Origin of the sequence: Cryobacterium psychrophilum (assembly GCF_004365915.1) — a bacterium.
In the GTDB taxonomy this organism is placed as follows: domain Bacteria; phylum Actinomycetota; class Actinomycetes; order Actinomycetales; family Microbacteriaceae; genus Cryobacterium; species Cryobacterium psychrophilum.
On the sequence record NZ_SODI01000001.1, the window covers coordinates 1,163,552 to 1,178,699 of the forward strand.

Consider the following 15,148-nt stretch of genomic DNA (forward strand, 5'->3'; position numbering starts at 1 on the left):
CCGTGCGGATGGGGTGATCGTCGGCAGCTGCTGTCGCCCTAGCGGGTCCCGTTTACAGCATATTCGGCTACCTGTGCGGCGTTCTCCTTGGTGATGAAGCCGGGGCCCGAGTAGACCGGAGCTCCACCGCCGACGACGTTTCCGTTGCTCCAGTAGAGGCCGAAGAAGGTCACGGGCAGGTAGCCCTGCAGGTAGGGCTGCTGGTCGATCGCGAAGAGAATCTTACCCTCTTCGATGAGGCTCGTGACGTCGGAGGAGACATCGAAGGTGCCCACCTGGGCAGTGCTCGCGGCCTCGGCGACGGCCTGTGAGGCCGCGACGGCGATGGCCGGGTTGAGCGTCAGGACGCTGTCAATGCTCGGGTCGGCCAGAAGCGCACTCTTGATCGTGTTCTGGGCATCGGCAATGTTTGCGACGTCCACCTGAATGTTCTTGACCGTTCCGCCGAAGCTGTCGGTCGCGCCGGCGCAGCGGTCTTCGAGGCCCTTGTTACCGGCCTCGTGCACGATGCAGATGAGATTCTGGACGCCCGCATCGTTGAATTGCTTTCCGGCGCCCTGCCCGGCGGGGAATTCGCTCTGGCCCACGTGGGTCATGGCGCCGAACGCGGCGGACTGTTCGGAGCCCGAGTTGATGGTGATGACCGGGATCTTGGCGGCCACGGCGTCGGCAATCGCACCCTGCACTCCCTCGGGGTTGGCCATGGAGACGATGATGCCGTCGACCTTGTCGGCGATTGCGGTCTCGATCAGCTGACTCTGTTTCTGCGGGTCGGGGTTGCCCTGGTAGGTGATCGTGGCGCCATCGGACGTGGCTGCGGCCTCGGCCCCTGACTTCACGACGTCCCAGAACGGGTCGCCGGGCACGGAGTGCACGACAAGAGCGTACGTGCGATCGCCAGCATCGGCGGCTTTGCCGGACGTGGTCCCCGCCGTGGGCGTGCATCCGCTCAACACAAGCGGCACGGTGACGGCGACGGCGACGGCGACGAGCAGGCCGCGGCGGAGACGGCGGGTGGGGGCACCGAAATATCGTGACATGGGAAAATATGCTCCTTTGAATATTTGCGAGGGCTGTATATAACGCAGCGGTTATGGGGAAAGAAAAGTGGACGCGCTGGCTTAGCCGGCACTCGGGAGCTCGGTTGGAACCGAGCTGGCGGCGTCGTAGCCCCGAACGCCGGTGGCCTCGGCGAGTACGAGCTGGTGACCCCACCCGGGGACCTCGCGCAGGCCCCAGGAGATCGGTGCTCCGGCAATCTTCACGGCGGAGGCTGCAGCGCTCATCGGGCCACGCTCGCTGTCTCACGGATCGCGGCCGTGCTTCCGGTCATCTCGGGGATCGTGACCCGGACGCCGGACTCGACCGACGTGTCGGTGGCCCTGATAACACGGGCCGAGGCGACCGCGTCATGGATGTTGGGGTTCTCGGCGGTCCCGCCGATGCAGGCCTGTAGGAACTTCTTTGCCTCGATCACTTTCAAATCATCGTATCCCATGCCTGTTCGGCGCCGGGCTGGAACCGGTCAAAGTCACCGGGCTCGGGCCTCGCATGGATGGTGGCGTGGCCCACATGCGAGTCGATTCGACCGACGGCCAACCGCAGCCTCCGGAAAGCTGCAGCGGTGCTACTGCATCTTTCCGTTTCTCGGCTACCAGTGCGGCGGGCGGTCCTGTCGCAGGCGTGCGTCGTTTGCACTCGGGGCCGCACCGCCGTCGGCGATACCGCCCTCTTCCCGCAACACCGGCGGATGCGGGTTCGGATCGGTATCGGGTGCGGGCAGAAGCTTCGCGCGGCGCGCCTTCCCCGTCTGCCGCATGATGGGCTGGCGTTCCGTGCCCGGGTTGTCCGTCGTCATCGGATCGCCATCACTCGGTGGGTCGTTGGGGATCGATCTGAGCGGTCGGGCCGGTTGCGGCGCTCGTCGGCTGCAGGCCCGCGATGGACGCCACACGGGCGGCGACGGCATCGGGATTGCTGAACAGCTCGAAGCTGTGCACACGCAGGTAGTGCCAGCCGAGGCGACGCAGCACCTCAGGCCGAAGCCTCAGGGACTCACGCAGGCTGGCGCGGCCGACCACGGCATCCGTTTCAACAACGATGGCACGACCGTTGTGGGAGGCCGCGAGGGCGAGCTTGCCACGGTGGCCGAGGGTCACCGTGAGGCCGAGACGTTCGAGGCGGCCGGCGAGGTCGACGAGCATGGATTCACTCGCATCGGGCACCTGTACCTCGACGCCACGCGCCTCGGTTTCACTGAGCACTTGGGCCAGGGCCAGAATACCGTGACGCTGGCGGTCCGCCTCGATGTCTGAGGGGCGGAAGCACGACACGATGTCCATGGACCGACGGGCGCGCGTCATGCCGATCGCGAGCAGGCGTTCGCCACCCGGCTCGCCGAGCGAACCGAAGTTGGACAGGAGTCGCCCGTGCGGCGTGCGGCCGTAGCCGATAGAGAAGATGACCCGGTCACGGCTCTGCGCGACCGCCTGTTCCAGGGTGAGCACCGTGAACGGCTCGGCACGGTCCTTCAGGATGAAGTCGGAGAGGTCGGTGCGCTTGGCGAAAGCGGCGAGCACGGCCTGGTGAACGCGCACCGAGTGCCGCGCGCTCGCCGTGATGACCATGAGCGATTCGCGTGGGCGTTTGACGGCGTGGTCGAGCACGAGTTCGACGACCTTCACCACCTCGGCATCGACACTCTCAATGGCGCCGCTGTCAGCATCGGGCATCCCGCGACCGCCGGCCACATAGTTGATGCTCAGGCTTCCGTGCCCGAGATAGCTGCCCGCCCACGGGAGCGAGTCAATGCGCCCCCCGTAGAAACGGTGGTTCACGAGTTCGGCGAGGTCCTCTCCCCCGGCCCGGTAGCTGCGGGTGAGGGTGAGCGTGGGCAGCAGCTCACCGAGGCGAGCGAGCGCAGAGTCGGCGTGCATCGCGTCGACAGTGAAGGCTGGTTCGGAGCCGGGTTCAGCCAGGTCCCGGATGCCGGTCTCAAACAGCGAAGGGGTTTGGGTGACCGGGTCGCCGAATGCCACAATCTGCTTGCCCCGGCGAATTGCACCCACATTCTCGGCAAGGGTCGTCGCACCGGCATCCACGAGCAGCACGGTATCGAAGTTGATGAGATCGGAGATTCCCGCCATCTCGTACGGCGAGGCCAGCCACACCGGCGCAAGCACGCTACCGAGGTGCGGCGCCACATCGTTCAGGCGCGCGGGGGTGGCGCGGTCGGCGCGCAGCAAGCGACGCAGCTGGTCGGCTTCTTCCGGCCAGTCCACGACGCCGATTTTCCAGGTTTCGGCCAGCAGCCAGGCCAGGAGCTGACCGGTAGCGGATGCATGTGCCTCGTCCACGAGCTTGAAATCGGCCTCGAGGCGGTCGAGTACTCCGGTGTTCGCGTTCAGCAGGGCGCGGTCCCCCGAGAGCATGATCTCAAGCACGGACTGCCACCAGGCGAGTTCGAGTTCGGCGGCCACGTTCTGCTCGGACACGTGTCGCTGCGACAGGTCCGTCATAAGCGGGTCGAGGTTGTTCTCGCGCAGGGTCGCAAGCAGCGCGGTGCGCTCGTGCAGATTCGCGAGCACCTCGCTGTCCGCGGCGAGACCAGTGACCGTATAAATCAGCTCTTTGATCGGGCGGGACACGAGCGCACGCGTCGTGCCGGTGGCGCCGAGCGGAACGTCGAGCAGGCCGAGGTCTTCGGAGACGCGCTGGTAGGCGACGTGCACGTCATTGATACCCACCGGAACCTCCGGCGTAACGCCAGCCGCCGCATACCGCTGCCACAGGGTGCGCTGCTGCTGAATGCGATGCAGGCTTTCGTTCATGTCACTGACGCGCACGCCGGGACGCAGATACTCGTCGGCCAGCTTGCGCAGCCGGCGCCGGTTGGCCGAGGTCATCTCGGACGACTCGCGGCGGGACGAGGTGGCGGTAATCAGCTCCGTGAGCGAACGGTCGTAGACCGCCGGCTGGAATTTGTCGAGCGTCTCCCGAATATCGAGCAGCAGACGCAGATAGACACCGAGCTCCGCGATGGATTCGAAGGGGCGCAGACGCGTCTGGCCCACGAGGCCAGCGGCACGTTCGAGTAGGCGCGGCAGCTCTGTCTGGTCGATGCGCTTGGCGAGCTGGTGCGCGTTCGACGCATCCGCTGTGGAGGTGAAGGACGCGCCGTACCAGGGCGAGTCTCCGGGGCCGTAGCGGAATTCACCGAGGGCGGCAGCCTTGATGAGCGTCGCGGCGGCTGCCGGACGCGAGTGTGCGAGCAGCTCCAACGCGTTCCGGTCGAGGCGCGCGGTGGTGGCGGGCGGAGGGGAAAGCTGGGCGAGGCGAGCGAGCTCGCCGAGCGCGTCCAGTACCGACACGCCGAGAGCGGAGTCGCGCCGGGTCAGCGCCGAACGGTAGTCGAGCAGCACCTTACGCAGGCGTACCAGGGCGTCGTCAACGTCGCTGACGCGCGGCTGGGTGGCCTTCTCGTTGCGCGTGATGGACTGAATCAGGTCACGCTTGAGGGTACGCGGAGTGACGGCCACTCCGGGCAGGCCAACCTGCACGAGGCGGTGGGCGATGCCGTCGAGGCTTGATCGGCGGGCGCTCACCACGAGCACACGCTTGTGCTGGGCGATGAGGGAGCCGATCGCGTTCACGATCGTCTGGGTTCCGCCGGTGCCCGGCAGGGTCTTCACCACGAGGGAATTGCCGGCGGCGATCTGCGCCACCACGTTCTCCTGCTCGGGGTCGGCGTCGAGCAGCAACACGTCGGTGGCGGGCGGGCGGGCGTCCTGGCCGATCGGTACGACGGGGTTATACGCGGTTTCAACGTTCTGGCGAGCGTTGTGATTGCCGGCCATGGCATCGAGCAGCGGGTGCTCAAGCTTGCGGGCATCGGCTGCGAGGGCGCGTCCCACGTCGGCAAACGATGACACCACGAGGCGTGGCACGACTTGGAACCATGGCAGGTGCGAGGTCAACCCGCGCAGCCGGTCGATCACCGGTTGCGGTTTGAAGGCCCCATTCGTCACAGCGAGGGCCACGAAGGCGTCCGCGTCGAGGGTGATCTGGAACTGGTCGTGCAGGGCCCTGGCGAGCTCGGGGTTCAGGAAGGGCTGACCCTTGAGCTTGAGTTCATAGTCGCGACCGTAGCGACGGATGGCGAGCGGACGCAGCAGCACCGGCGCGAGAAAGTCCACGTCGTTGAAGCGCCACTCGGCGAGACCGATTCCCAGATTGACCGACTCAATGCCGCGCATCGAGCGCAGCTCAATGCCCTTTTGGGTGATTTCGTTGGCGGCGAGGCGTGCGTTGCGAAGCGCCAGCTCGTCACGAATGAGGTTGGACAACAGCGTGGTCTTGCCGGATATGAATTGCGGAAGACCACCGGGGTGGGTTGCGCTCAACTCGATGCGCGTGCGCGGGCTGTCGCTGAAGTGCAACAGCGGGGAACGACCGCCGAGCTGCCCGAGTTCGTCGCGCCAGCGTTGCCAGGCCGGCTCAGCGATATTGCCGGCCACGAGCGAGGGATCACCCAGGCTCAGCGCGTGCGGGCTGGTCGAGTTTTGCGGGTCGGGTGAGGGGACGTCCGCGTACTTCGACAGCACATCGTCGTCGTCTTGTTTTCTATCGAGGTGCCACACAGGGATACCCTAAGTGCCGAACATGGCAATCGTCGTCAAGCGGCCGGGGTTTCGTGCGTTTTCAACGGGATTTGTCAAGCCGCGCGCCCGATTGGCCCAAACTCGCGCCGCAGGCCTACAGCCAATTGCGCTTCTTGAAGGCGCGGTAGAGCACGACGCCAAGCACAGTCATGAGGCCGAGGGCCAGCGGGTACCCGTACGTCCAGTCGAGTTCTGGCATATTCCGAAAGTTCATGCCGTAGATGGTTCCCACGAGGGCCGGGGCGAAGAGAATCGCTGCCCAACTGGAGATCTTCTTCACCTCCTCGCTCTGCGCGAGACCCGTTTCGCCCAGCTTGCGCATCTCGTCGTTCTGCGCCTGGGCAACGAGGGTGCTGTGCACGGTGAGGGCGCTCTGCAGGAGCTGACGGAAGGCATCCGCTCTCTCGACCACCCGCAGGGCGTGATCGAGTACGTCGCGCAGGTGGCGGTGTAGCTCGAGGTCAACGTTGTATTTGTCGAATCCGCGCTGCACGGACTCAAAGATGGCCACAAGAGGCTGGGTCGCCCGCTGGAACTCGATCACTTCACGCGACAGGGCGTAAATGCGCAGCGACACCGCGGGATCACCGTCGAAGAGCTGATCCTCGATCTCGTCAATATCGTTCTGGAGCCCCGCGACGACGGGGGCGTATTCGTCGACGACCTGGTCGAGGATTGCGTACAACACGGCCTCCGGGCCGAGCGCGAGCAGGTGCGGTGTCTCCTCCATGCGCTTGCGAACCCTGGCCAGGTCAGGCGACTCCGCGTGACGCACGGTCACCACGAAATCGGGGCCAACGAAAATGTGCAGTTCACCGAACTCCACGCGCTCGTCAGCGTCGACATATCGGGCCGGTCGCAGCACGATGAACAACGTGTCGGTGTAGCGCTCGATCTTCGCGCGTTGATGGCCGGCCAGCGTGTCGTCGACCGCGAGCCCGTGCAGGTTGAATTCGGCGGCGACCGATCGGATCTCCTCCTCGCTCGGTCGGTACAGGCCGATCCAGGCGAAGCCGTCGTGCGCCTTCATGGCCGCGAAGGTGTCGTGCAGCGTGTCGTGGGTCGCGACCCGCTGCCCCTCCACATAGACCGCGTTGTCGATCAGTGCCATTCTTCTCCCTTATATGGCTGTCATTCTGCCACCAGTCGCTCGGTCGACCGGCATAGGCTCTGGCTGTGCAGAACAACTACCCAACGGATGTCACGGTGCGCGTTCGCGCGCGCGGCACCACCAAGGCTGCCGATTATGCCCTATTGGCCGAGGCGGTCGCCGACGCGGCAATGCTGCAGCGGGCCGGAATCGAGATCACGCAGCACTGTGCGTATTGCGGAGCCACCGAGCACGGTCGCCCGTTCGTCACCGCTCCCCCGGACCTCGCCGATACCGTTCACGTCAGCCTGAGCCGCGCGGGCGGCCTTACCGCCATGGCCGTGTCATTCGACGGCCCCGTGGGAATCGACATCGAGGACATTGCCGCCGTGCGCCGCGCCGGCTTCGATGAGGTGGCTTTCAACGCGGCGGAACGCTCCGAACTGGCTCACCTCGCTGCCGCCGAGGGCGATCACGCCCGTGCCGTGCTCTGGACGCGGAAAGAGGCCATTCTCAAGCTCACCGGCGACGGCCTGCGGGTGGACCCGCGCGAACTCAACCCTTCGGTCGCCGGACTCACCCCCCTCTCTTGGCCCGGTGCGCGCGTCGACATGACCCACGTTCGCCTGACGCCCATCACCCTCGGGCACGCGGGCCTCGTCGGAACACTCGCTCATCTGCCGAAGGAGGATCCCGCGCCCTGAAACCGCCCCCGAAATCGGTGGTCGCTACGGTAACCGGTGTAGCGACCACCGAAACCGGGCGCGGCCGCGCATCCGGGCGCGGGTCAGAGGATGGGGAGGGCGGCCTGGCGGATCCACCGGTCAATGGACGTGCCGATAACGCGGCTGCCGGTGTGCTCGGCGAAGAACGTGATGAAGGCATCCGTTGTGACGTGGCCGTGTCGAAAGGCCAATGTGTACGCCCGAAGTGCGGAGAAGAACGCCTCGTCGCCAAGCGACACGCGAATGGCATGCAGTGCCAGCGCCCCGCGCTTGTAGACCCGGTCGTCGAACATGTCGCGCGGACCGGCGTCTCCCACGACGAGGTCTTTGGGCAGCTTGTTGAGCTCGTTGCGGTACGCGCGGGCGTTCTGGTCGGCGGTCAGCCCCCCGCGCTGCTCCTCCCAGAGCCATTCGGCGTAGCAGGCAAAGCCTTCCTGCAGCCAGATGTCCCGCCAGTGCGACACCGTGAGGCTGTTGCCGTACCACTGGTGTGCGAGTTCGTGGGCGATAAGCCGATCGCTGCCGTGCTCACCGTCGGCGTGATTGCGCCCGAACACGGCGAGGCCGTGGGCCTCCAGAGGAATCTCAAGCTCGTCGTCGGTCACCACGACGGAGTAGGACGAGAACGGGTACGGCCCGAACTTCTCGGAGAAGAACGTGATCATCTCGCCGAGGCGCCCAAAGTCGGTCGCCACCTTGCTCGTGTGGTTCGCGGGGAAGAAGATGCTCTGCGCCACCGGTGCGGCGGCCAGGTCCCGGCGGCGGTAGCGCCCGATGGACACGGCGGCGAGGTAGGTGGCCACCGGTTCGTTCACGGCGAAGGTCCAGGTCGTACGACCCGACCGAGCCGACTGCGACACGAGCGGCCCGTTGGAGATGACGGTGTAGCCCGATTCGCACGTCACGCTGATGCGATAGGTGGCCTTGTTACTCGGATGGTCATTGCAGGGAAACCAGGTTTGCGCGCCGATGGGCTGTCCGGAGACGAGCACGCCGTCGTCGAGCTCTTCCCAGCCCACCTCGCCCCACGCGCTGCGCACCGGGTGGGGCGCGCCGCGGTATCGCACGAGAACCTCGAAGGATTCCCCCGGCTCGAGCGTCGTCGCGGTCGTGATCACCAGTTTGCGTGAGGCCTGGGAGATCTTCCGCGCCGCCACCCCGTTCACGGTCACCTTGTCTACCGTGAGCCCCGCGCAATCGAGGCTGAAGCGATCGAGCCGGCTCGTGGCCCGTGCCGTGATGGTTGCGGTGGCGTTGAGTCGATTCGTGGCCACCCGGTAATCGAGGGCGAGGTCGTAGTGCTCAGCGAGATAGCCGCCGTTGCCGCTCGTTGGAGTGTACGGGTCTCCGGCCGATGCGGAGCCGTAGTTGGGCGGGGTCGTCGAAGGCATAAACGTCCAACTATTTCATGGCCGGCTGGGCACCGGCGAATTGCTCGTCCCACGGCGGATTGTGCCACGGTGAAATGGGGTTGCCCGACCACACGGAACCGGTCGGTACACGTTCGCCGCGCATCACGAGGGAGGAGGGTCCCACGGTCGATCCCTCATCCACCGAAGCGGCGGGCAGGATCACGCTGTGCGGGCCGAGCGTCGACCCTGCGCCCATGGCCACCGTGTCGAGCTGCATGATGCGGTCGTGAAACAGGTGCGTTTGCACGACGCACCCGCGGTTCACGGTCACGCCATCCTCAAGGGTCACGAGGTCTGCTTCCGGCAGCCAGTACGACTCGCACCACACACCTCGGCCCACCTTCGCGCCGAGGGTGCGCAGCCACACGGCGAGCGCGGGCGTTCCCGCGGCCTTCGCCGCAAACCACGGCCGGGCCACGATCTCCACAAAACTGTCCGACACCTCGTTGCGCCAGATGAACGATGACCACAACGGATGCTCCGTGGCGGTGATCCGCCCCACGAGCAGCCACTTGGCCACCGTCGTCGCGGCGGCGGCCACCGCCCCCGCCGCGAGCAGAACCACGCCGGACAGCGTGATCGCCCAGCCGAGACCGAGGGTGATCCACAGCCACTCGAGGCCGCCGAGCACGCCGAGGCCCACCCAGGCGGTAACGATCGCGGGGACCAGCCGCAGGATCTCCCACAGTGTCCTCGCCACCTTGAGCTGCACGGGCGGGTCGAACGTGCGGGCTTCGTCGGCATCCGTTGTCGTGCGTCGCAGCCGTGCCGCGGGGTTGCCGAGCCAGCTGGAGCCGCGCTTGGCCTTGCGCGGTGTGGACGAGAGCACGGCCACGAGGCCGTTGCGGGGCACGGTACGGCCCGGGCCCGCCATGCCGCTGTTGCCGAGGAACGCCCGTCGACCGACCTTGGCCGGGCCGATGTGCAACCATCCGCCGCCGAGTTCGTAACACGCCACCATGGTGTCGTCGGCGAGGAAGGCGTACGGCGCGATGGTCGTGAGTGAGGGGATCAGCAGAACGGTGCTCGCTTCGACGCCCGGTCCCACTTTGGCTCCGAGCAGCCGCAGCCACGCGGGTGTGAACAGGCTCGCGAAGAGGGGGAACAGCACGTCGCGGGTGCCGTCGAGCAGTCGCTCGGTCATCCAGACCTGCCAGCCAATGCGACTGCGCACCGGGTAATAGCCTTCCCGGAGCCCGATGCTGAGGGACCGCACCGCGCCGATCACGAGCAGCGCGTAGAACACGCCGCCCACGACAACGGCGACAGGCATCATGGCGGCGGCGCGCAGCAGTGCAGAGCCCAGCGAGTCGGCGTTGCCGATGGCGAGGCCGAGAAGCAGCGCCCCGAGCCCGATCGCGAGCGCCGGGATACCGGTCAGGGTGATCGATCCGGCCGCGAACAGGGCGAGCCAGCGGCGGCCGGCGCTCGGGCGGGCGGCTGGCCAGGACGACTTTGCCGAGCCCACGCGGCGGGCCGGCGATCCGGCCCAGCGTTCCCCGGCCGGTACGGCGTCGCTCACGGCCGCGCCCGGTTCGATCTGGGCGCCGTTTCCGATGTGAGCGCCGCCGAGCAGGGTGCTGCGGGAGCCGATCTTCGCATCGGCGCCGATGTGCACGTGGCCGATGCGCAGAATGTCGCCGTCAATCCAGTACCCGGCGAGGTCGCTCTCCGGTTCGATGGCGGCCTGCGACCCGATCGAGAGCATCCCGGTGACGGGTGGAAGCGTGTGCAGGTCAACATCGCGGCCGATCTGGGCGCCGAGGGCGCGGGCGTAGTAGCTGATCCATGGCGCCCCGGCCAGGCTCTGTGCGTCGACAAGAAGTGCGACCTGCTCGGCGAGCCACAACCGCAGGTGTATGGAACCGCCTCGGGGATAGTTACCGGGTTTCAGGCCATGCAGCAGCATCCGCGCGGCAACGACCGAGATCGCCATCTTTCCGGGAGGAGTGACGAAGAGAATGAACCCGGCCAGCACGCCCCACCATGACGCCGTAGGCACAACGGTGGATGCGCCCCAGGCCGCGAGCAGGTTGTTCGCCACGGCCAGGTAGACCAGCCAGCGGATGCCGACGAGCGCGTGCAACGGGATCCCCAGCAGCGTCTGGGCGAACTGGCTGCCGCGCGGCGTGGGAAGCACCTGTCGAGTGACAACAGGAACGCCGGGTGTGCGGGCGTCGAGCTCCTCCGCGAGGGAACCGATGCGCGGGTAGTCATAGATGTCGGCGACCGTGGTTTCGGAGAAACGCTCGCGCACCGCGGAGACGAATTGGGCGGCGGAGAGCGAGCCACCGCCGTGGGCGAAGAAGTCGTCGTCGGGGCCGGAGACGGCAACACCGAGAATGGCGGCCCACTTCTCGGCGAGCCACCCGGCCGTGGGGCTGAGCTCGCTCGCGCCGCCCTCATCGATTGTCACGGGAAGCGGCCAGGGCAGGGCCGCGCGGTCGACCTTGCCGGACGTGCGGGTGGGCAGTTCGGGAACGATCGCGAGCAGGGGCACGAGGGCGGCCGGAAGTTCTTCGCGGAGTCGGTCCATGGCGCGGCCGCGGTCGAAGCCGTGCGGGGCATCCGCGTGACCGGCAGCGGTCAGCGCGATGTAGCCGACGAGAACGTGGTTGCCGGCCGGGGTGGTCTGCACGACGGCGACGCCGCCGGCGACCCCGGCGAGCGACTGCAGTGCGGCGTCGACCTCGCCGAGTTCAATACGGCGACCGCCGAGTTTCACCTGGTCGTCGGCGCGCCCCACGAACACGAGCCCGGCCGCTTCGAAGCGCACCAGGTCGCCGCTGCGGTAGGCGCGTTCCCAGCCGAGCCCGGCGTGCGCGGCGTATTTCTCGGCGTCTTTTGCCGGGTCGAGGTAGCGGGCGAGTCCGACACCGCCGATGATGAGCTCGCCGGTTTCACCTTCGGCCACGCGCCGGCCCGACGCATCAACGACGGCGAGGTTCCAGCCGTCGAGCGGCAGACCGATGCGCACGAGGTTTTCGGTGCCGAGCAGTGCCCCGCACGCCACGACGGTGGCCTCGGTGGGGCCGTAGGTGTTCCACACCTCACGATCGCGATCGGTGATGCGGGCCACGAGGTCGGGCGGGCAGGCCTCACCACCAAAGATGACGAGGCGCACGCGTTCGAGCGCGTCCTGCGGCCACAGCGCGGCGAGGGTGGGCACGGTGGAGACGACGGTGATGCCGTGGGCGATGATCCAGGGTCCGAGGTCTGCCCCGGAGCGCACGAGGGAGCGCGGGGCGGGAACGAGGCAGGCACCGTTGCGCCAGGCGAGCCACATCTCTTCGCAGCTCGCGTCGAAGGCCACCGAGAGGCCCGCGAGCACGCGGTCGCCGGTCCCGATCGGTTCGTTGCGCAGGAAGAGGCCGGCCTCGGCGTCGACGAACGCCGCTGCGGAGCGGTGGGTGACGGCCACGCCCTTGGGCACGCCGGTTGAGCCGGACGTGAAGATCACCCAGGCGTCATCGTCGGGTGTGGGAATCATGCCCGTGGGAAGGACGAGGCCCGGGTCTTCGTTGGCGGGCAGGCCACGGGCGGCGAGGGCGGCGCCGTCGACGACGTCCCGCACCTCGAACACGGCCCTGGGGCCGATGATGCCCACAACTCCGGCCTCGGTGAAGACGAGCCGCGCGCGTTCCTCCGGGTCATCGGCGTCGACGGGCACGTAGGCGGCGCCCACGAGCAGGGTCGCGAGGATGGAGACGTAGAGGTCACGGGTTCCCGAGGGGATGCGAATGCCTACGTTGTCACCGCGACGCACGCCACTGCGGCTGAGGCGGATGGCCTGGTCGTTCACGAGCAGCATCAGCCCGCGGTAGCTGATGCCGCCGGCCGCGTCTTCGAGCGCGAGCACCTCGGGGTGCAGCTCGGCGGTCGCGGCGAGGATGTCGGCGAGGGTGCGTGCAGGCGTGACCCGCGACCCGGCTTCGAGCACCCGCTGCGCGTGTCCGCTTCGGTTGCGATGCTTCTCGTCTGTGGTGCTCTGGTTCACGGGGGCTCCCCTATATCGCTCGCCCTCATCGGCCGCGCAAGGCCCCAGTTTAGAGGTTGGAGGTGTCACCCGGGCGCGCTGGCGTACCATCAGCCCGTGGCACCCGGTGACCGAGTCGTCCGCGATCTCCTAAAGCAGGCGGCGCTCACGCCAGAGCGTGGTGACCACGGCGGCGGCCGGGCCGCACTGTGCCGCACGAAATCCGGTGCCCGCCCACAGGGCGAGGCCGTCGGGGTCGGCGCGACGGGCGGCATCCGCTCGAAGAGGCGCCGTCAGGTGATGCACCTGCGGGTAGGCGCGCGGGGCCCCGGCGTCGTGCTCGGCAATGAACGCATTGAGCAGGCCCCGGGCCGCGCGCCCCGAGAACGCGCGCGTGATCACGGTGCGGTCAAACCGTGCCGCCGCGAGTGCGTCTTTATGCGCCGCATTCGCGCCGCTCTCATCGGTGCGCAGGAACGCCGTTCCGAGCTGAACCGCGGTGGCACCGGCCGCGAGCAGCGCCACGATCTGCTCGCCCGCATGGATGCCCCCGGCCGCGACAAGAGGCAGGCCACACTCGGCATGAATCGCGGCCACGAGCTCTGGCAGCGGAATCGTCTCGGGTTCGTTCTCGGTGACGAACGTGCCGCGGTGTCCCCCGGCTTCCGGGCCCTGCACGCAGAGCGCGTCGACGCCGAGCGCCTCGGCCTGCCGGGCCTCGGCCACCGACGTCACGGTGGCGACAACGATCGAGCCTGCGACCTGAAGCGCCGCGACGACGTGGGTGGGCGGTAGCCCGAACGTGAAGGACACCACAGCCACCCGCAGCTCGCACAGCAGGGCGATCTTCTCGTCGAACCCGTCGTCGTCCGTGATCCTGGTCGGCGGCAGGTCAATACCGGCCGCTGCCGCCCGGAGCTCGAGCTCACGCCGGTAGCGCTCCACGCCGGCGAGGTCGCTCGCGGGGGCCTGCGGCACGAAGACGTTGACCCCGAACGGATGCGCCGAATGGCTTCGTACCGCGCGGATCTGCTGTGCGAGCAGCTCGGGTGTCTTGTATCCGGCCGCGAGAAAACCCAGTCCGCCGCCCTCCGCCACGCTGGCGACAAGCGCCGGCGTTGACGCGCCACCCGCCATCGGCGCCGCAATGATGGGTATCTCAAGCTCTGCCAGGATGAACACGTGCTCTCCTTTGTGGGGTGCGCGGGCACGACCCCACTGCCAGTGTGGCGCACCGCTAACTGCGGGCTCTCCCGTTTCTACGCGGTGAGTCCTCCGAAGTAACGGGCAAGGGCCTGCGGGGCGGAGCGTGGTGCCGCCGCCTCGACGACCGCGTTGTAGTTGGTGTTCGTGTTCACGTCGTAGGTGAGAACACGGCCGTCCTCCGCCTCGATGAACTCGATCCCGAACACCTCAAGTCCCGCCCGGCGTCCGAACTCGAGGTACTTCTCGATGATCGTGTGGTCAAAATCGTCCCGCAGGCTGAACAGCTGCTGCCCGGCCACGGGGGCGATGGTGGCCCCGGCCGGCATAATCAGTTCGCGCGTGATCGGGTCGATGGCGCAGGCATCCGCTGGGCACAGCTGAAAACCACCGCGCGCGGTGTCGGCCTTCACCGCATAGATGAATTCGCCGCCCACGATCTCGGCCCGGGTGATAAACGGTTCGGCCGCCCGAATGTATTCCTGCACGAGCGTGATGCCGTCTTGTGACTGCTCGAAGTCGGGCCCGTTCACGTACTCGGCGAGTTCGTCGTGGCTGTCGATCTTGCGCACTCCGAGCCCCTTGCCGCCCTGGTTGTGCTTGATGATGAACGGCGCCGAGAACCCGCGGGCTGCGTCGAGAATCTGCGACCGGCCCACGGCGGCGACCGTGCGCGGGGTGTCGATGCCGGCGGCCTTGAGCGCCACATGCTGCTCGACCTTGCTCATCTCAAGCTCGAGAACGCGGCGCCCGTTCACGGTGCGGCGCCCGTGGGCCTCGAGCCAGGCCAGAACGGCCCGCGCGTAATCCTTTGACAACCCGTGGTCACGAGTGTGAGCGGATGCGCTGATGCGCGACCAGAAAACACCCTCCGGTGGCACCGAATCGAGGTCCAGAACCCCGTCAGTGAGCAGCCACTCCTCGACCTCCATGCCCTCGGCCTCGAAGGCGCGGGCGAACGGCCCGAACCATTCCGGGTTCTCGTGCAGGGCGTAGATCTTCGGCTGGCTCGGTCTCATGGAGAAATCCTTTCGCAAAACGTGCGTGCTTCAAACCTAAGGCAGCCATGCAGCGCAGTATTC

Annotated in this window: 11 protein-coding genes; 1 reads left to right on the forward strand and 10 read right to left on the reverse strand. The window is 67.5% G+C overall.

Annotated features, from left to right (window positions below; all coding sequences use genetic code 11):
- Window positions 1-38 precede the first annotated feature (38 nt).
- The 6 genes from EDD25_RS05380 to EDD25_RS05400 form a co-directional block, all read right to left on the reverse strand.
- Window positions 39-1,040 carry a substrate-binding domain-containing protein gene (locus EDD25_RS05380; RefSeq protein ID WP_134172378.1) on the reverse strand — a complete coding sequence of 334 codons (1,002 nt, stop codon included), beginning with the start codon at window positions 1,038-1,040 and terminating at the stop codon, window positions 39-41.
- An 81-nt stretch (window positions 1,041-1,121) separates the two neighbouring features.
- Window positions 1,122-1,286, reverse strand: a complete 165-nt coding sequence (locus tag EDD25_RS17440; RefSeq protein WP_166671144.1) for a hypothetical protein — start codon at window positions 1,284-1,286, stop codon at window positions 1,122-1,124.
- Entirely contained in the window at window positions 1,283-1,477 is a 195-nt protein-coding gene (locus EDD25_RS05385; RefSeq protein WP_134172379.1) for a hypothetical protein, read from the reverse strand. The genes EDD25_RS17440 and EDD25_RS05385 overlap by 4 nt, the downstream gene beginning before the upstream one ends.
- A 174-nt stretch (window positions 1,478-1,651) precedes the next feature.
- Window positions 1,652-1,858 (reverse strand): hypothetical protein, encoded by a 207-nt coding sequence (locus EDD25_RS05390; RefSeq protein ID WP_134172380.1) that lies wholly within the window; start codon window positions 1,856-1,858, stop codon window positions 1,652-1,654.
- Between the two features lie 10 nt (window positions 1,859-1,868).
- Window positions 1,869-5,639 (reverse strand): AAA family ATPase, encoded by a 3,771-nt coding sequence (locus EDD25_RS05395; RefSeq protein WP_241986289.1) that lies wholly within the window; start codon window positions 5,637-5,639, stop codon window positions 1,869-1,871.
- 115 nt (window positions 5,640-5,754) lie between these two features.
- Entirely contained in the window at window positions 5,755-6,771 is a 1,017-nt protein-coding gene (locus tag EDD25_RS05400) for a magnesium and cobalt transport protein CorA (protein ID WP_134172381.1), read from the reverse strand.
- A gap of 65 nt (window positions 6,772-6,836) precedes the next feature.
- Between EDD25_RS05400 and EDD25_RS05405 the strand changes: the two genes are divergently transcribed.
- Entirely contained in the window at window positions 6,837-7,454 is a 618-nt protein-coding gene (locus EDD25_RS05405) for a 4'-phosphopantetheinyl transferase family protein (protein ID WP_134172382.1), read from the forward strand.
- 83 nt (window positions 7,455-7,537) lie between these two features.
- On the opposite strand, the gene EDD25_RS05410 is transcribed toward EDD25_RS05405, so the two are convergent.
- The 4 genes from EDD25_RS05410 to EDD25_RS05425 all read right to left on the reverse strand — a co-directional run bounded on the left by EDD25_RS05410 (window position 7,538) and on the right by EDD25_RS05425 (window position 15,085).
- Window positions 7,538-8,866: a M1 family metallopeptidase gene (locus tag EDD25_RS05410; RefSeq protein WP_134172383.1), complete on the reverse strand. Its 1,329-nt coding sequence runs from the start codon at window positions 8,864-8,866 to the stop codon at window positions 7,538-7,540.
- A gap of 10 nt (window positions 8,867-8,876) precedes the next feature.
- On the reverse strand, window positions 8,877-12,974 hold the full coding sequence (locus tag EDD25_RS05415) for a Pls/PosA family non-ribosomal peptide synthetase (RefSeq protein ID WP_134172384.1): 4,098 nt from the start codon (window positions 12,972-12,974) through the stop codon (window positions 8,877-8,879).
- A gap of 39 nt (window positions 12,975-13,013) precedes the next feature.
- Entirely contained in the window at window positions 13,014-14,045 is a 1,032-nt protein-coding gene (locus EDD25_RS05420; protein WP_134172385.1) for a nitronate monooxygenase, read from the reverse strand.
- Between the two features lie 77 nt (window positions 14,046-14,122).
- Complete coding sequence (locus tag EDD25_RS05425) at window positions 14,123-15,085, reverse strand: ATP-grasp domain-containing protein (RefSeq protein ID WP_134172386.1); 963 nt, start codon at window positions 15,083-15,085, stop codon at window positions 14,123-14,125.
- Window positions 15,086-15,148 lie beyond the last annotated feature (63 nt).